The organism is Mesorhizobium sp. M0011, from assembly GCF_040324155.1.
Taxonomy (GTDB): domain Bacteria; phylum Pseudomonadota; class Alphaproteobacteria; order Rhizobiales; family Rhizobiaceae; genus Mesorhizobium.
Genome location: NZ_JAMYVQ010000023.1, coordinates 63,188 through 80,813, shown reverse-complemented (window position 1 = coordinate 80,813; position 17,626 = coordinate 63,188). Strand labels below are relative to the sequence as shown.

The window sequence follows — 17,626 nt, the reverse complement described above, 5'->3', positions numbered from 1 at the left end:
TGTTTAGCCCGGCCGCAGCATCGAGCCGGAAATGGCAAAGATGCGTTGGGCGCCCAGCATATAAGCCATCAGCGTGTCCAGCCGGAACAGCCCGGCATAGGCGCGGTCGAGCACGTTGAGCGAGCCGGTATAGGCGCCGAAGGCCGGCATGATCATGCGGCCGCCGTCGCCGGCAAAGCAGCGGCGCCTCACCGAGCGGCCCTGCTGGACGATGCGGGCGCAGGGATGCAGATGGCCCGCTATTTCGCCTTCGACACGCTGCTTCGACGGTTCATGCCGGAACAGCAGCGAGCCTATAGCAAGTTCACGCACCGTCTCGCCAGGCAAATCGGCTGGCGCTTCCGGATCATGATTGCCGGCAACCCAGAACCATTGCCGGCCTGATATCAGCGCTTCCAGCCGCTCGCGGAAGCTTGCATGCATACGCTGGGCGCCGCCGCCATCGTGAAAGCTGTCGCCTAGGCTGATGACGATCGACGGCTGGTAGTCTGATATCACCGCCTGAAGCCGCAACAAGGTCGCGCCGGTGTCGTAGGGCGGAATCAGCGTGCCGCGGCGTGCCAGCGACGAACCCTTTTCCAGATGCAGATCGGACACGGCCAGAAGCCGCAGATCCGGAAAATAGAGCACGCCGCGCGGGTCGCAGACAGCGCGCTCGCCGGCGATGCCGACGAGATCGGCCTCGGCGATCAGCGATGTGCGCGCCAGCGAAAAATTCATTCCACACTCATTCCCGGCCCCATGGCCTCCTCGACCAATGTCGCCGCATCCATCAAAAGCGTTTCATCGGCTTCGCCATGGACCGGCATCTTGCCGATCTCGAGCATGATCGGCACAGCGAGCGGCGATATCTGTTCGAGTGCCTTATGCACGATTCGACCCTGGATGCGCGAGAGCATGTCGGCAAGTCTGCTGACATCGAGCAGACCGGTCGCTGCGTCGGCGCGTGTTGCCTGCAGCAGAATGTGGTCCGGTTCATGGCTGCGCAGCACATCGTAGATCAGGTCGGTCGAGACCGTGACCTGGCGGCCGCTCTTTTCCTGGCCGGGGTGGCGTTTCTCGATCAATCCCGAAATCAGTGCACAATTGCGGAAAGTGCGCTTGAGAAGCCAGCTATCGGCCAGCCAAGCTTCGAGGTCATCGCCCAGCATGTCCTGGTCGAAAAGCGCGCCAAGCGAAGGCTTCCTGGCTTTGAACATCGCGCCCATGTCGCCCAGTGACCATATCGCCAAGGCATAATCGGTGGCGACGAAGCCGAGCGGCCTGGCTCCTGCCCTGTCGAGACGGCGGGTGAGGAGCATGCCGAGCGTCTGGTGCGCCAGCCTGCCCTCGAACGGGTAAGCCACCAGATAGTGGCGGTTGCCGCGCGGAAAGGTCTCGATCAGCAGGTCATCGCGTTTGGGCAGCACCGATTTGTCGGCCTGGAATCGCAGCCAGTCGGCGACCTGCTCGGGCAGCTTCTTCCATCGCTGCGGGTCGTCCAGCATGATGCGGACCTGTTCGGCGAGATAGGTCGAAAGCGGGAACTTGCCGCCGCCATAGTAAGGCACCTTGGCATCGCTGCCGGGCGCGTTCGACACGAAGCATTCATTCTCGCGGATGCCTTCGAAGCGCAGCACCTTGCCGGCGAACATGAAGGTGTCGCCATGCATCAACGTTTCGAGGAAGGCCTCCTCGATCTTGCCGAGAACCCGGCCGCCACGCGAAGCCGCGCCCTTGCTGCCTGCTTGCACATAGCGCACGTTAAGCGCCGGCACCTCGATGATGGTGCCGACATTCAACCTGTATTGCTGGGCAATACGAGGATTGGACACCCGCCAGAACCCATCCTTGTTCAGGCGTATGCGGGCGTAGCGTTCGTAATTCTTGAGCGCATAGCCGCCGGTGGCGACGAAGTCGATGACGCGGTCGAAAGTCGGCCGGTCGAGGCTGACATAGGGTGCTGCCGTTCGCACTTCCTCGAACAGATCATCGGCACGGAACGGCGCGCCGCAGGCGCAACCGAGCACATGCTGGGCCAGTACATCGAGCCCGCCATCGATCAAGGGAGGCGTGTCCTGCGCGCCTAGATAGTTGGCATCGAGGGCGGCCCGGCATTCCAGCACCTCAAAGCGGTTGGCCGGGATGAGGATCGCCTTGGACGGCTCATCCATGCGGTGGTTGGCGCGGCCGATGCGTTGCGCCAGCCGGCTCGCCCCCTTCGGCGCGCCGACATGCACGACCAGATCGACATCGCCCCAGTCGATGCCGAGGTCGAGCGTCGAGGTGGCGACGATGGCACGCAGCGCGTTTTCTCCCATCGCCTTTTCGACGCGCCGGCGCTGGGCGACGTCGAGCGAACCGTGATGCAGCGCGATCGGCAACGTATCCTCGTTGACCCGCCACAATTCCTGGAACAGCAGCTCCGCCTGGCTGCGCGTGTTGACGAACAGCAGGGTCGTCTTGTGGCGCTTGATCTCGCGATAGATTTCCGGCGTGGCGTAACGCGCCGAATGTCCCGCCCATGGCACTCGCTCTTCGGAATCGAGGATGGAAATCTCCGGTTTCGCGCCCCCGGTGACGACGATCAGTTCGGCCATGTCATGGCCTGTCGAACCCTTGGGCGGATTCTGGCTGACCAGCCAGCGCCGCAACTCGTCCGGTTCGGCCACAGTCGCCGACAGGCCGATCGTCTGCAGACCGGGGACAAAGCTGCGCAACCGCGCCAGACCGAGCGCCAGCAGATGCCCGCGTTTCGACGTCACCAGCGAGTGCAGTTCGTCGAGCACGACGTAGCGCAGATCCTCGAAGAAACGTTTTGCATCGCCTGCCGCTATCAGCAGCGCCAGTTGCTCGGGCGTGGTCAGCAGGATATCGGGCGGCACCAGCTTCTGGCGCTGGCGCTTGTGCGCCGGCGTATCTCCGGTGCGCGTCTCGATGGTGACGGGCAGGCCGATTTCCTCCACCGGCTTGCCGAGATTGCGCTCGATGTCAACGGCCAGTGCCTTCAGCGGTGAGATGTAGAGCGTGTGGATACCGCGGCGCGCCTGGCCCGGCTTTCTCTTGGGCCGGTTGGCCAGTTCGGTGAGCGAAGGCAGGAACCCGGCCAGCGTCTTGCCGGCACCGGTCGGCGCAATCAGCAGGACTGATTGCCCGGCCTGGGCTTTTGCCAGAAGTTCGATCTGATGGGCGCGCGGCGACCAGCCTTTCTCGCCAAACCATCTGATGAATGGTTCGGGCAGGGCCACGGCGGCATTCTGTTCGGCAAGGCGCGGCTGCTCTGTCACCCGCCAGAGGTAGCGCGACGGCGGCTAATCGCCAAGAAGAATCGGAACAAAAGGGGATCGTTCTTCCCTAAGGCCGCCGAAACCCTGTCGGGCTGCCATAGAGATAGCCGATGCGCGCGACGGCGTCTTTCAGTCCCTCGTGCGACACCAGCATGGTGTGGCCGTTGGCGTGGATCATCGTGTCGGCATCGGTCATGACGGCGACATGGCCCTTCCAGAACACCAGATCGCCACGTCGCAACCCGGAGAAATCAGGTGCCGGTTCCAGCGGCCCGCCAAGTGTCGCCGCCTGCATGTCGGAATCGCGCAGCACGTCGCTGCCGGCCATGCGCATCGCCAGTTGCACCAGCCCCGAACAATCGATGCCGAAACCGGAAGTGCCACCCCAGAGATAGGGCGTGCCGAGAAACGCCTCGGCAACCGCGACATAGTCGGAGGCAGCTTCCCTGAGCGGCCGCAGGTGACCTGCGATCAGCGCCTCGCCGGAAGGCAGGACCGCATAGTGCGTACCGCGCGTCTCGGCGGCCTCCGTCACTGTCACCGTCGATCCCATCGACAATTGTCCGGCGATTGGAAAGCGCAGATCCGGCCCGGGGTAGAGGAAGGTGCGCGGCACGCAGACGATGTGCGTCGGCGCATGGTCCCGTTTGCCCAGCATCGTGTCGGCGACGTAGCCGACATAGCCGTCGCGTTCGGCCTGAACCCAGGCCCAGCCTTCAGCGACATCGAAGACCAGGACATCGTCGCCGAACAAAAGTTGCGTGTTGACCCCGGCGTCCGGCCGCGGCGCCTTGCGCATATCGGCCACTGAGGCGGTGACCCGCGCCGGCCGGCCGGCGACGAAGCGCTCGGCGGCGACCTCGCCCTTCAGCCGTGCATCGGCAAGGTCGGAGCGAAAAGCGTGAAGGCGGGCATCCCTGGCAGTCAAATCGAGCACTCTGTTGAAAAGGTAATTCGCTCACATCGGCAGTTCGAGCGCCTTGGCGATGATACCATCGCCGAAGCGCTCAACAAAGAGCGCGCCCTCGACCGTGCGCCTGATCAGAACATTGCGCTTGTCGAGTTCGTCGCGATGGCGCGAGACGAGTTTCAAAGCGCCCATCGTGTCGAGCGCGCGGGTGATCACGGGCTTGGTGACATTGAGGCGCGCGGCGAGCCCGCGCACGGTGTGCGGCGGCGGATCGAGATAGATGGTGAACAGGATTGCCGTCTGGCGCATGGTCAGATCGGGCACGTCGTCGCGCACCTGCGACAGCATCACCTGCTGCCACAGTCGCAAGGCCTGGCTCGGGCGCATCGCAATCGACATCGCGCCAGCATGACGGCAAATTGTTTCGGTTCCGTTTCAGTCAAAGCGATTGCCGTCTCTCGCCTGCGACTGTCAGCCGTAGCGTTTCGCGATGATCCGCTCCAGCGCGCGGATGCCTTGCGCCTCGCCGCCGGCGGGGCCATGCGGACGGTCAGCCGGGTTCCAGGCGAAGAGGTCGAAATGCGCCCAGCCCGCGGTTTTTTCGACGAAGCGCTTGAGGAACAGCGCCGCCGTGATCGAGCCGGCGAAACCATCCGGGGTGACATTGTTGATGTCGGCGATCTTCGACGACAGTTTTGAATCGTAGGGCTGCCACAGCGGCATGCGCCACAGCGGATCCTCGACCGCGACGGAAGCCGCCGCAAGATCGGATGCCAGCGCTTCGTCACTTGTGTAAAATGGCGGCAGATCGGGGCCGAGCGCGACACGGGCAGCCCCGGTCAGTGTCGCCATGTCGACCAGAAGCTGAGGCTCCTCCTCGTCGGCCAGCGCCAGCGCATCGGCCAGCACCAGCCGTCCCTCGGCATCCGTGTTGCCGATCTCGACAGTGATGCCCTTGCGGCTCACCAGCACGTCGCCAGGCCGGAAGGCGTTGCCGGCAATCGAATTTTCGACCGCGGGAATGAGCACGCGCAGCCGCACATTCAGCCCGGCAGCCATGATCATCGAGGCAAGGCCAAGGACATTGGCGGCACCGCCCATGTCCTTTTTCATCAGCAGCATGCCGGACGATGGCTTGATGTCGAGACCGCCCGTGTCGAAGCAGACGCCCTTGCCGACCAGCGTTACCTTCGGCGCCCCTTGCTGCCCCCACTGCATATCGATAAGGCGCGGCGCGCCGGCCGACGCACGGCCGACAGCATGGATCATCGGGAAATTCCGGTCGAGGAGATCGTCACCCTTGACCACCGAGACTTCGGCCTTGTGCCTGGCAGCCAGGGTCCGCACCGCCTCCTCCAAATCTTCCGGGCCCATATCGCTGGTCGGCGTGTTGACCAGATCGCGTGTCAGGAAGACGCCATCGGCAATGCGGCGAACGCGCCCGGCATCGACGCCTGCCGGCAGGCCGAAGCGTAGCGCCCTGCCTGACTTCTTGCCGTAACGGGTGAAGACATAGCCGCCGAGCACCAGTGCGGTGGCCGCGAGTTCGGGCTCGACCGGCGCCGAGGCGAAATGCCAGTCGCCTTCCGGCAAGGCCTTCGACAGTGCGCCGAGGGCGAGCGCGCCTTCGCCATCGCCGACGCCGAACAAGGCGCCGCCGAGCGCCCCGTTTTCGCCGGGCACGACCAGCGTCCTGCCTGCCTCGCCGGAAAAGCCGTTGGCCCTGGCCCAGGCGACAGCGGCCGGCGCAAGGCCGGCCGCGTCCAGACCGTCCCTGGCGACCAGATGGACCGGTAGCGCGCCCGGCAATGTCTTCCCGACGAGTTCGACAGGCATGCGATGTTCTCCGTGTGAGTCGCCGTTCTTAACCGTCCGTTAGGGTTAACAGAATATTTCTGCGGGAGGGAAGACGGCCACGCAATGGCCGCGCATGAATGGAGGCTTAGGGTGCCATGCCGACCAACCGCAGGATGAATGCCAGGGGAAAACGGCTCATCACCACGGCTCTTGTGCTGGCGCTGACGGCGGGCGTCGCCGGTTGCGGAACCGACAAGCTCTCCACCGGCTCTATCGCACGCACCAGCGGCAAACCGCTGGAAAGCATGTCGGCCGGCGAACTGCACAATGCCACCGGCGCACTTGGCCAATCCTACGCGAAGAACCCCAACGACAAGCGGATAGCGACGAACTATGCGGCGGCATTGCAGATGGATGGCGACGCCGATCAGTCGCTGGCCGTGATGCGCAAGCTCGCCATCGCTTTGCCCAAGGATCGTGACGTGCTTGCCTCCTATGGCAAGGCGCTGGCCGCCAATGGCCAGTTCGAGGCGGCGCTCGACGCCGTGCGCCGCGCTCAGACACCGGAATATCCCGACTGGAAGCTGGTGTCGGCCGAAGCGGCCATTCTCGACCAGACCGGTCAGAAGGACGATGCGCGCAGGCTTTACCGCAAGGCGCTCGACCTCAAGCCGAACGAGCCTTCCGTGCTCTCCAATCTTGGCATGTCGTATGTGCTGGAAGGTGACCTGCGCACCGCCGAAACCTACATGCGCTCGGCCGCGCAACAGCCGAACGCGGACAGCCGCGTCCGCCAGAACCTGGCACTGGTCGTCGGCCTGCAAGGCCGGTTCGACGAGGCCGAGAAGATCGCCTCGCAGGAGCTCTCGCCCGAACAGGCGCAGGCAAACGTCGCCTATCTCAGGCAGATGTTGGCCCAGCAGAATGCCTGGAGCCAGCTCAAGGACCAGGACAAGCCGAAATCCGCGACCAACTGAGACCACAATCCCGATGCCCAACGAAGAAGCCGCGCTGCATGCGCGGCTTCTTCGTTTGAGGGAATGCAGGAATTTACCTCGCCGCTACTGGGCGTTTGTTGCCGGCGCCGCATGATCGCCGAAGATACCGCGTTGGCTGACCTGAATGCCGGCGGGACCCAAAATGATGGCGAAGAGCACCGGCAGGAAAAACAGGATCATCGGCACGGTAAGTTTTGGCGGCAGGGCGGCCGCCTTCTTCTCGGCCGCATTCATGCGCATGTCGCGGCTTTCGGCGGCAAGCACGCGCAGTGCATGCGCCACCGGCGTGCCGTAACGCTCGGCCTGGACGAGCGCCTGCGACACCGACTTGACCGAATCCAGGCCGGTGCGGCTTGCCAGGTTCTCGTAGGCCTGCTTGCGCTCCGGCAGATAGGAAAGCTCGGCGTTGGTGAGGATGAATTCTTCCGCCAGCGCCACCGATTGCGCACCGATCTCGTCGGCGACCTTGCGCAGTGCCGCTTCCACCGACATGCCCGATTCGACGCAGATCAGCATCAGATCGAGCCCATCCGGCCATGCCATCTGGATCGACTGCTTGCGCTTGGTGGCGCGGTTGTTGACGTAGATGACCGGTGCGTAGAAGCCGCCGTAAGCAACGAGGACGCAGACGAACAGCCTGATGACCAGTGGCTTGTCGGGCAGCCCTCCGAGCACGAAGATGTAGATTGCGGCCAGCGCGAAACCGACAAAAGGAAGCACGAGACGGAAGAAAAGGAACCGCGTCAGCGGATTCTGTCCACGAAAACCGGCCACCTTGAGTTTCTGCAATGTGCTCTCATCGGCGAGCGCGCGTCTCAGATCCAGCCGGTCGACAATGTTGCGCATGCCGATCGACTGTTCCTCGCGCAAGCCCTTGCGACGGCGGTCGGCCTCGACCGCAAGCCGGGCGCGCTGTTGCGCACGCAGTTCGTCGCGTTCCAGCGCAACGGATTTCATGCGTGACTTGAGCTGGTTTCCGCCAAACGCCGGCAGCAAGGTGAGGACGGTCGCAAACACCGCTATCGCGACCAGCATCGCGATCAGGAAGCTCGGATCCGTCAGGGTCTTGATGACTTGCTCGGTCATGCCAGCATCCTAGACTTCGAAGTTCATCATCTTGCGCATCACCAGGATGCCGATCGACATCCAGACCGCAGAGCAACCAAGGATCAGGTTTCCGACGCTGGTGTTGAACAGCGGCATCAGGTAGGCCGGGCTCGACAGGTAGACGAGAAAGGCGACGATGAAGGGCAGCGCACCGATGATCGCGGCGGACGCCTTCGCTTCCATCGACAGCGCCGCGACCTTGGCTTTCATCTTCTTGCGATCGCGAAGCACGCGCGAAAGATTGCCCAGCGCCTCGGAGAGATTGCCGCCGGCCTGCGATTGAATCTGGATAACGATGCCGAAGAAGCTTGCCTCGGTGCAAGGCATGGTTTCGGGCATGCGCAAGGTCGCGTCGGGGATAGAGAGGCCCATCTGCTGTGAATCGACGATGCGGCGAAACTCGGTCTTCACGGGTTCGGGCGATTCGTTGGCGATCAGGCGCACGGCGTCGTTCAGCGGCAGGCCGGATTTGACCGCACGCACGATGATGTCGAGCGCATTTGGAAATTCGTTGAGGAATGCCTTGACCCGGCGGGCGCGACGAAACGTGACGAACCAGCGCGGCAGGCCCAGCCCCCCGGCCAGCAGCACGCCCGGCAAGGCGATCAGCGGGGCTCCGGCCACAAAGGCGACCATCGTCAAAACGATGCCGCATATTGCGGAATATATATAGAAACGCTCGATGGTGGTCTTGAGGTCGGCCTGACGAAGCTGGGCTTTCAGCGGCGGTTTCTTGACGCGGCTGTCCTTGGTTTTCTGCTTGGCGTCGAGTTCGTTGAGAGAATCCTGAACCGATTTGCGCCGCTTGGTGGCTTCCGCCACGCGGTCGCGCGAGGCCTTGACCACGGAGCGATCCGTCTCGGCGGTCCTGATCGTTTCGAGCCGCTTGCCGACCTGTTTCTCGTTGCTGATCCGGGTGAACAGAAATGCATAAGCGACGGCGCCGGCGCTGAAGCCGGCGAGCACGACAAACGCCAGTACTGTGCCGTCAATTCCAAACATTGGCCCGAACCCTTACACCCCAGCACACGTCAGTCAGCGCGTTTCTCCATCGCCTCGAGCGCAATGGCGAGACGCTGCTCCTCGCCGTAATAACGTGCGCGCTCCCAGAAATGCGGACGGCCTATGCCGGTCGATACGTGCTCACCCAACAGCCGGCCGTTGGCGTCCTCACCCTTGATGTTGTAGAGGACGATATCCTGCGTGATAATGACGTCGCCTTCCATCCCGATCACCTCGGTGATGTGGGTGATGCGGCGCGATCCGTCGCGCAGGCGCGCCGCCTGGATGATCACGTCGATGGAGCCGACGACGATTTCGCGCACTGTCTTTTGCGGCAGCGAATAACCGCCCATGGCGATCATGGATTCGATACGGTTCAGGCATTCGCGCGGGCTGTTCGAGTGGATCGTGCCCATCGAGCCGTCATGGCCGGTGTTCATCGCCTGCAGAAGATCGAACACTTCGGGTCCACGCACTTCGCCGACGATGATGCGCTCGGGCCGCATGCGCAGGCAGTTCTTGACCAGGTCACGCATCGTCACCTCACCCTCGCCCTCCAGATTGGGCGGGCGGGTTTCGAGGCGTACCACATGCGGCTGCTGCAATTGCAGCTCGGCCGAGTCTTCGCAGGTGATGACGCGCTCCTCGCGGTCGATATAGTTGGTCAGGCAATTGAGCAGCGTCGTCTTGCCCGAACCGGTGCCGCCCGAGATCACGATGTTGCAGCGAACACGGCTGATGATCTTGAGGACTTCGGCGCCCTGCGGCGAGATGGCGCCGAACTTGACCAATTGATCGAGCGTCAGCTTGTCCTTCTTGAATTTGCGGATGGTGAGCGTGGCGCCATCGATGGAGAGTGGCGGCGCGATGACGTTGACGCGGGAGCCGTCGGGAAGGCGCGCGTCGCAGATCGGGCTGGATTCGTCGACGCGGCGGCCAACCTGGCTGACGATACGCTGGCAGATGTTGAGGAGCTGCTGGTTGTCACGAAAGCGGATGCCGGTCTGTTCGACCTTGCCGTTGACTTCGATGTAGACGTTCCTGGAGCCGTTGACCATGATGTCGGCGATGTCGTCGCGGGCGAGCAGCGGCTCGAGCGGCCCATAGCCGAGCACGTCGTTGCAGATGTCCTCGAGCAGCTCTTCCTGCTCGGCGATCGTCATTGCGAAGTTCTTGATCGCGATGATGTCGTTGACGATATCGCGGATTTCCTCGCGCGCACTTTCAGGATCAAGCTTGGAAAGCTGCGACAGATCGATGGTGTCGATGAGCGCGGAGAAGACCTGGCTCTTGGTATCGTAATAAGTTTCGCTCTTTTCGCGCTGTGCCCGCTTCGGCTCAGGCGCCAATGGCGGTGCTTCGACCGCACGGCGCGCCGGCGGCGCGACAGGCGCGCTTGGCGCCGCGGGCCGGGTCAGAACCGCCGTGTCCATGGAACCTGCAGCCGGCGGCGCAACAGGCGCCGGTGCTGGCTGGCGAAATTCCGGCGTGAACCGGTTGCCGTCGTCGCTGCCTCTTTTACCAAACATGATCGACTACCGATTCCACTGCTGAAGCGTCACTTCTTGTTGCGCGAGAGCTTGCCGAGCAGGCTGCCGAGCCCGGCCTTCTTCTTGATCTTGATTTCGCTGCGCCCGGTCAGCACATGCGCCATTTCGTTGATCATTGCGACGACCGGGTTCTTGGCATCCATTTCGCCAAGCATGCGTCCGTTGTTGGCGGCATTGCCGAACAGCAACGGATCAAAAGCAATGACCGACATTGGCGACAAGCCGAGCGGCTCGGCGAAGTCGGACGGCGAAATCTCCGGGCGCTTCGGCACGCCGGCCTGGTTGATGATCAGCTTGGGCGGCGGATCATTGGGACGAAGCCGCTTGAGCATATCGACGAGGTTCTTGGTGTTGCGCAGATTGGCAAGTTCCGGTGTCGCGGTGATGACGATCTCGTCGGCCTTGACCAGGGTGTTCTTGGTCCAGCCCGTCCAGGCATGGGGGACGTCTAGCACCAGAAGCGGCACGCTGCGCTGGGCGGTGTCGATGAGCTGAACGAAGGCCTCGGCATCGAAATCATAAACTCGATCGAGCGTCGAAGGCGCTGCCAGCAGCGACAGATGCTCGGCGCATTGAGTCAGCAGCCGGTCAAGATAGACTTCATCGATACGCTCCGGCGAAAACACTGCCTCGGCGATGCCTTGCGCCGGATCTTGGTCGAAATTCATGTTGGCGGTGCCGAAAGCCAGATCGAGATCGGCGACGACCACTTCGGATTTGAACAGGGAGGACATCGCCCAGGCCACATTGTGTGCGATCGTCGAGGAGCCGACACCGCCCTTGGCGCCGACAAAGGCGATCGAGCGGCCGAGCGGCTCGGCTTCCGGATCGATAAAAATCGACGACACCACGCTGACGATGTCGGCCATCGACACCGGTGCGATCACATATTCGGAAATGCCGTTGCGGATGAGCTCGCGGTAGAGACCGACATCATTGTAATGACCGATCACCACCACCTTCGAGGTCGGATCGCAATATTCCGAAAGCTGGGCGAGCTGCTCCAGCAATTGCTTCGGCTCGCTGCGCGATTCCAGCAGGATCAGGTTGGGCGTCGGCGCCGACTGGTAGAATTCAATGGCGGTGGGGACGCCGCCCATATGGACCTTGAGATGCGCCTTCGTCATGCGGCGGTCCTCGCCGGCGCGCTCGACCGGATTGGCAACGCCCTCGGTCTCGCAGAATGCCTGGATCGAGATGCGCGGGATCGGCCGCAATGCCTGCATCGCGGCGATGTCCTGCTGCGAGGTATCGCTGCCGTCCACCGGGGCGTCGTAGGCAAGGTTGCTCATCGTCATGCTCTTTCCCGTGGCCTGTTCAATCCGAGACTGGCGGCTCAGTACGTCACTTCCGAATTGCCGAGGAACTCGTCCGAAATGCCTCTTGCACGATAGACATCGATCACCGCGCCGCGATTTTCAGCATCGATTGTGGTGGGCTTGCGCGGGCCGAGCAGATCGGCCGGATTGGCCATCTGGGCGGCAAGATTGTTCTGGTAGGAGCAGCCGAAATCGGCATAGTGCTTGTTTTCCGAGGTGTCGCCCAGGTCATCGGGCCAGCGTCCGCATTTGTCGGTCTGGGCCCTCACCGAGATAAAGGCGACGCGAACCGGGGCCGAGGTTTCGGCGGAATCAGATTGATAGGACGTCATGACGATCCGGTTGCGCTTGATGCCGCTGGCGACCGCCAGCCTGGCGAAATCGCGCCCGGCAGCGGCCGCGGCGATCTCGTTGGCCGAGCCGATCGGGATTGCGATCGTCAGCGCCGGGGCGGCGCTCTTGTCGTAACCGTCGAGAAAGCCCGAAAGCGTATCGCGCTGCGAGCCGGTCATGCCGCGGTCACCGGCGCCCACCGGCAGGTCTATCTTCTGATTCTTCTCCGCGATCACGATCGGATGGTTGGTGCGATAGTCATCCGGGATGGCGCCGACGGTGATGCTGTCGCGATGGGCGCAGCCGGCGAGCAGCGCCACAACCACAACCGCCACGACCGGAACGGCTCGCCGGCAGACCTGCGAACGGCCAAAGCGCATCGTTGTGGCGATGGTGCTTGCCTTCAATGCTGACTGAGACATGTCCGCTTCCCCGCTTACTTGTAGATGAAGCCGACGACGCCGTGGTAGCGGCCGTTGGGCTTGTCGGTCTGCATGGTGCCGTAGACGCGATTGACGCGGCCGAGGAACATGCCGGCGCCATCGCTGGCGGCGTTGAAATTGTCGTCCGGCTTGGCAAGGTCGTTGCGCGCCACCGGCTTCACCAGATAGGGCGTGATGATGATGACGAGTTCGGTCTCGTTGCGCACGAAGTCCCTGCTGCGGAAAAGCGCGCCGAGCACCGGTATCTTTGTCAGCCCGGGCAAGCCGTTGACGGCTTGCCTGACATCGTCGCGAACCAGGCCGGCGATCATCATGGAGCCGCCAGATGGCAATTCCACCGTCGTGTCGGCAAGACGCTTGCGCAGCGAAAGGGCATTCATGCCGATACTCTGATTGTCCGTGGATGCCGACACGGACCCCTCGGTTGTCGGTTCGGAAACCGAGGTTCGGACTTTCAGGCTTATGCGGCCGGGAGACAACACCACCGGCTGGAATTCCAGGCCGATGCCGTACTCGATCTTTTCAACGCTGTAGGTCTTCAGGCCGGTCTGGTTGTCTTGCGATACGTTCGCGGAAACGCCGGTCACCATATTGTATTCACCACCGACCTTGAAGGTCGCCTTCTCACCGGACACGGCGGTCAGGGTCGGCTCAGCCAGGGTCTTCATGACCCCGGACTGCTCCATGGCGTTGATATAGGCCTGCAGCCCCGAGGCGGCGATATTGAAGCCCGCATTCGACAGCGGCTTGCCGAGACCCGTGAAAGGGTCACTGAGCGCGCCGTAGCTGATGCCGTTGCTGCCGCCGCTGCCGACCATATTGACGCCGAGCTGCTTCATCACCGAACGGCTGACTTCGGCGACCGTCACCTTCAGCGTGACCTGATCGTCGCCGATGATCTGGAGCAGGTTGACGATCTTGCTGGTGCGGCGCTCCTGGTCCGGATTGTTGATATCGACACCGCTCTGGGCCGAACCGCCGGCCGCCGTCTGCGAATATTGGCCCGTCGTCGCTTCACCGCCCGAAACGAAGATCGTCGCCAGGTCGACCGCGCGTTTTGCGTCCAGCGGCGTATCGACCGTTCCGGTCAGGACGACGTTGTCATTGAGCAGTTCCACCTTGATGGCCGACGTCGGGAGGAAGCGCCTGATATAATCCTCAAGGCCAGCAACGTCGCGTTCGACAGCCAGATCCAGACTGACGATCTGCTCGCCATTCGGGCCAAAGACAAAGATGTTCGTATCGCCGACCGCCTTGCCGAACAGGTAGATGCGCCTTGCGGTGCGGGTCACCGCATCGGCCACCGCCGGGTTGGCGACGAGAATGTCGTAGGCATCGCTCGGCAGGTCGATGACCACCGACTTGTTAAGACCAAGCTTGACGCGCTGGGTGGCCGTCGATGCCGTGACCTGCGCGTTCTTTGCCTCGACGACGCTGCCTTGCAAATTCGATCCGACGAGCAGCAGGCCGAACGCCGCGGCTACGATTGCCGGCAGTTTACCGCTTAGCCTCATTTCCTTGCTCCCACTTCGGAAACTTCGCCCGACTTGATCAGCCTCACCGTTCCCCTGCGGCCATTGCCGGAAACGAGATAGTCGGCCTCACCCAGATTCTTTTCCTGCGTGTCCGCGACTGCCCGCAGCGCCAGGGTCAGGCGATCAGCCATCTGTTGGGCGACGGTGATGATCTCCGCCTGCTTGGGCGTCAGTTCCAGCGTTGCAGTCTGGCCTACCCTGGTCTTCTTGCCTTCCTCGTCCTCCTGAATGGTCTGGTCGATGGCCAGGACGCGGATGTTCTTGAGGATGGTCTCGGTATTGAAGCCGGCGGCGCCGCTGGCGGCATCGGCCCTGCGGGTCATGATGACGTCGACGAAATCGTTGGGAAGAATGAAGCCGCCGGCCGACGTGTCGGCCGAGATGGCCGTGGCGACCGCCCGCATGCCGGAAGGCAGGATCGACGACATGAAGCTCTGCCCCTCGCCGATCAGCTTGGACCGCCGCAGCGGTTCTCCGGCATACATCGCCACACGGGCAACGGAACTCTTCAGCTTGTCCAGTGCCTCGGGCTCGGCGGTGCGGGTGATGAAATTCGCATTGACGCCGTCGGCGGGCCAGGATTGCCAGGCGATGTTGTTTTGGATCGGGCTGCCCATCGGAACGTCGCCTGAAAGCACAAGCACATCCTGGAGTGCCACCGCCGGGGCCTGGGGGCCGGAATCGACGACGATCTGGGGCGGCGGTGCCACCATGTTCTTCGCGACATAGCCAGCGCCACCCGCCGCGGCCACCGCCACGCTCAGAATTATCAATCGCGATGCTGGCATCTGTCCGAACCCTTGCCCTGGCAAACCACGTAGCCAAGCCGGACTTTGCAGCGGCAATCGTCAAAACAAGGTTAATGTAATACTTACGATCGTGATTAATTTAAGGTTTACACAAATTGGCGGGAATGTGGCCTGATCGGCCAAAACAGCCGGGCCGGCCCTGCTGAGAAGGGGTTTCGGCAATGCTGACAGACAATAAAAATAAGATCGCGCTCAGGCCGCCAGCCTGGCAAGCGCCCATACCATCAAAGGCGAATCCGGATAGGTCAGCAACCCGCCAAGGCCAAGCGCGACGCCGTAGGGAACACCTTTTGCTTCGTCGGCGAAATGGCGCAGAAACGGATTTTGGCCGGTAACGGCCGCAAGCAGCGACTTCCGGTAGAGGATGATCGCGAGCGTCAGCAGGCCGCCGATGATTGTCGAGGCGACAAGGTATTCGACGAGATTGATATTGAGACCCATCCACATCGCGGTGGCAGCCAGAAGCTTGGCGTCGCCGCCGCCCATGCCGCCCATTGCAAACAGGCCGAACGTCACGGCCAGGACCAGGGCGCCGGCGGCGAAATGCCCGCCATAGGCCGCCCAATCCATGCCCGTCAGCGGCGCAACCAGCGCGAAGACGACGACGAGCAGCACCGGCACGCGATTGGCGATCGTCATCGACAGCATGTCGGAGATCGCGGCAAACAGCATGCAGAACGGAAAAACGACGAAGATCAGGGCTTCAAGCATCGGCGCTGTGCCTATTTGTCCGAATTCCACGGGCCCCAATCTAGGCATGTTCGATTAACGATTGATGAGGCCGAGAACGAAAGGACGACGGATGTTGGCAGCGGCATGGAAAAAGGACCGCCATGTGGCGGCCCTTTTCGAGAATGCAATCCAAGCGCTCAACAATATGGCAGATTAGCCGCCGCTGGTATTCAGGGTGGAACCGATAGCGGTGAACTTGCCGTTGAGCGCATTGCCGAGTGCGCCGGCGCCGGTGATGATGGCGAGCGCGATGAGAGCGGCGATCAGACCATATTCGATAGCGGTCGCGCCGGATTCGTCTTTCACAAAACGTGCGATGAGATTAGACATTCGAGAGCTCCTACTCCACGTGTTACAGCACTTCCGTCAACTTCTGTGATGGTTGATCGGATGCTGCCAATCTAGGGAGAAGCTCTTTCGATCGGCTTAAGAAACAGCCTTACCGATTCCTTTCCCGGTTCGAACATATTGCGTGGTTAACTTCGGGCTAAAGTACCGCCGCGCCTTCCAGTCCCGGGTTTGGCAGGCTTGCGACCCGCCCGGATCGCGCCTCGCGGGCGCCCTTGTCGGCCATTGCACGATTGGCAACATCGCATGCTTAACCGTTGGTTCACCAATCTCGTTCATGTTCCGTTGATCAGTCCGCCTGCGTGGAGCGCCTCAATGGCCCAGCCGAGATCGTCAATCCTGATTGCCGCGCTTCTTGCCGTCTCGAGCTTCGTCGCGCCCGCCATGGCCGGCGCCGGCATCGAGGTCACGATGAACCAGGCCAAGATCGTCAAACTGTCGCGTCCCGCAGACACCATCGTGGTCGGCAACCCGGCAATCGCCGACGCTTCGGTCCAGGACGCTTCGACGATCGTGCTCACCGGCAAAGGCTTCGGCGTCACCAATCTGGTCGTGCTTGATACGGACGGCAGCCCCATCGTCGACGAGCAGGTTACCGTGGTGCGGCAAGCCGCCTCGTCCGTGCGCATCTATCGGCGCGCCGAAATCCAGACGATGTCGTGCACGCCCTATTGCGAAAGCTCGTACAAGAGCGAAGCGGAGAAGTCTTCGGAAGCGGAGATGAGCGTCAGCCGATAGGTGGCGTTGCCGACTGCCGTTCCGGTTATTGTCTGGTTAAGAGGCCTGCGCCGACTTTAACGATCATCCAAACCGGACCTCAATCGGTTTGCGCTAATGCTCCTTCCGAGACCGCATAGAGATCGGCAGGATCGGACATGAGCAAGGAATTCGGTCGCGCAGGCGACCACAAAGTGAGACGCCCAAGGTTTTTCGCCCGCTTCCTTCGTGACCGGCGCGGCGCCACGGCAATCGAATTCGCGATCCTTTCAGTCCCCTTCGCGCTGCTTGTCTTTGCCATTCTGGAAAGCTGCATCTCGTTTGCCGGCCAGGAGGTGATGGCCAACGTCACCGACGATGTCGCGCGCAAGCTGCGCACCGGCCAGTTGAGGGCGGCTGACGTTGCCGGAACCAATTTGCGGGACATGATCTGCACGAAACTGCAGATCATCGTCTCCCAGGATTGTCCCAATCAACTGCTGGTGGATCTTCGCCAATATACGTCGTTCGCCGATGCGGCCACGGCTGGCTTCAAGATCCAGAATGGCGACGTCGTACTGACGAAAGGCACCGCAATCCAATCGTTCTCAGTGACAGCGGGTGCGGCGGAGTCGAGGAACATGCTTCGGGTCTTCTACAAGTGGCCTGTTATGACCGATCTGCTGGCGCAGTCGATGGGCGGCAACAAGACCCTGCATTTCGCATCGGTGACCTGGCAGAACGAGCCGTTCGACAACTGAGCGGAATGCACGAGCAGTAT

17 protein-coding genes are annotated in these 17,626 nt (G+C 62.3%); 3 read left to right on the top strand and 14 right to left on the bottom strand.

Features of this window, described 5'->3' with window-relative positions; genetic code table 11:
- Positions 1 to 3: 3 nt before the first annotated feature.
- The 5 genes from pdeM to NKK51_RS23165 all read right to left on the bottom strand — a co-directional run bounded on the left by pdeM (position 4) and on the right by NKK51_RS23165 (position 6,012).
- Complete coding sequence (gene pdeM / locus NKK51_RS23185; RefSeq protein ID WP_352554706.1) at positions 4 to 720, bottom strand: ligase-associated DNA damage response endonuclease PdeM; 717 nt, start codon at positions 718 to 720, stop codon at positions 4 to 6.
- Positions 717 to 3,266, bottom strand: coding sequence for a ligase-associated DNA damage response DEXH box helicase (locus NKK51_RS23180; RefSeq protein WP_352554705.1), 2,550 nt, complete (start codon positions 3,264 to 3,266; stop codon positions 717 to 719). Before NKK51_RS23180 ends, pdeM begins: the two co-directional genes overlap by 4 nt.
- Positions 3,267 to 3,333: 67 nt before the next feature.
- On the bottom strand, positions 3,334 to 4,194 hold the full coding sequence (locus tag NKK51_RS23175) for a C40 family peptidase (protein ID WP_352554704.1): 861 nt from the start codon (positions 4,192 to 4,194) through the stop codon (positions 3,334 to 3,336).
- Positions 4,195 to 4,224: 30 nt separating this feature from the next.
- On the bottom strand, positions 4,225 to 4,575 hold the full coding sequence (locus tag NKK51_RS23170; RefSeq protein WP_352554703.1) for a MarR family winged helix-turn-helix transcriptional regulator: 351 nt from the start codon (positions 4,573 to 4,575) through the stop codon (positions 4,225 to 4,227).
- A 72-nt stretch (positions 4,576 to 4,647) separates the two neighbouring features.
- Entirely contained in the window at positions 4,648 to 6,012 is a 1,365-nt protein-coding gene (locus NKK51_RS23165) for a leucyl aminopeptidase family protein (protein ID WP_352554702.1), read from the bottom strand.
- 116 nt (positions 6,013 to 6,128) lie between these two features.
- On the opposite strand from NKK51_RS23165, the gene NKK51_RS23160 reads away from it, so the two are divergent.
- Entirely contained in the window at positions 6,129 to 6,950 is an 822-nt protein-coding gene (locus tag NKK51_RS23160) for a tetratricopeptide repeat protein (RefSeq protein WP_023811370.1), read from the top strand.
- An 84-nt stretch (positions 6,951 to 7,034) separates the two neighbouring features.
- Here NKK51_RS23160 and NKK51_RS23155 read toward each other — a convergent pair whose 3' ends face one another.
- The 9 genes from NKK51_RS23155 to NKK51_RS23115 all read right to left on the bottom strand — a co-directional run bounded on the left by NKK51_RS23155 (position 7,035) and on the right by NKK51_RS23115 (position 16,131).
- Entirely contained in the window at positions 7,035 to 8,057 is a 1,023-nt protein-coding gene (locus NKK51_RS23155) for a type II secretion system F family protein (RefSeq protein WP_023811371.1), read from the bottom strand.
- 9 nt (positions 8,058 to 8,066) lie between these two features.
- Positions 8,067 to 9,080, bottom strand: a complete 1,014-nt coding sequence (locus tag NKK51_RS23150) for a type II secretion system F family protein (protein ID WP_128304345.1) — start codon at positions 9,078 to 9,080, stop codon at positions 8,067 to 8,069.
- Positions 9,081 to 9,109: 29 nt separating this feature from the next.
- Positions 9,110 to 10,609 (bottom strand): TadA family conjugal transfer-associated ATPase, encoded by a 1,500-nt coding sequence (locus NKK51_RS23145; RefSeq protein WP_352554701.1) that lies wholly within the window; start codon positions 10,607 to 10,609, stop codon positions 9,110 to 9,112.
- A 29-nt stretch (positions 10,610 to 10,638) separates the two neighbouring features.
- A complete protein-coding gene (locus NKK51_RS23140) occupies positions 10,639 to 11,928 on the bottom strand; it encodes a CpaE/TadZ family protein (RefSeq protein WP_352554700.1) in 1,290 nt (429 codons plus the stop codon).
- 38 nt (positions 11,929 to 11,966) lie between these two features.
- Complete coding sequence (locus NKK51_RS23135) at positions 11,967 to 12,704, bottom strand: CpaD family pilus assembly protein (RefSeq protein ID WP_352554699.1); 738 nt, start codon at positions 12,702 to 12,704, stop codon at positions 11,967 to 11,969.
- A 14-nt stretch (positions 12,705 to 12,718) separates the two neighbouring features.
- Positions 12,719 to 14,239: a type II and III secretion system protein family protein gene (locus NKK51_RS23130; protein WP_352554698.1), complete on the bottom strand. Its 1,521-nt coding sequence runs from the start codon at positions 14,237 to 14,239 to the stop codon at positions 12,719 to 12,721.
- Positions 14,236 to 15,048 carry a Flp pilus assembly protein CpaB gene (cpaB, locus tag NKK51_RS23125; RefSeq protein WP_127295258.1) on the bottom strand — a complete coding sequence of 271 codons (813 nt, stop codon included), beginning with the start codon at positions 15,046 to 15,048 and terminating at the stop codon, positions 14,236 to 14,238. The genes NKK51_RS23130 and cpaB overlap by 4 nt, the downstream gene beginning before the upstream one ends.
- Before the next feature lie 213 nt (positions 15,049 to 15,261).
- Positions 15,262 to 15,780 (bottom strand): A24 family peptidase, encoded by a 519-nt coding sequence (locus NKK51_RS23120; RefSeq protein WP_352554697.1) that lies wholly within the window; start codon positions 15,778 to 15,780, stop codon positions 15,262 to 15,264.
- Positions 15,781 to 15,954: 174 nt separating this feature from the next.
- Entirely contained in the window at positions 15,955 to 16,131 is a 177-nt protein-coding gene (locus NKK51_RS23115; RefSeq protein ID WP_352554696.1) for a Flp family type IVb pilin, read from the bottom strand.
- A 333-nt stretch (positions 16,132 to 16,464) separates the two neighbouring features.
- Here NKK51_RS23115 and NKK51_RS23110 point away from each other — a divergent pair, with 333 nt between their 5' ends.
- Both NKK51_RS23110 and NKK51_RS23105 read left to right on the top strand, forming a co-directional pair.
- Positions 16,465 to 16,887: a pilus assembly protein N-terminal domain-containing protein gene (locus tag NKK51_RS23110; RefSeq protein ID WP_013533687.1), complete on the top strand. Its 423-nt coding sequence runs from the start codon at positions 16,465 to 16,467 to the stop codon at positions 16,885 to 16,887.
- 137 nt (positions 16,888 to 17,024) lie between these two features.
- Complete coding sequence (locus NKK51_RS23105; protein ID WP_352554695.1) at positions 17,025 to 17,606, top strand: TadE/TadG family type IV pilus assembly protein; 582 nt, start codon at positions 17,025 to 17,027, stop codon at positions 17,604 to 17,606.
- The last annotated feature ends 20 nt before the right edge of the window (positions 17,607 to 17,626 follow it).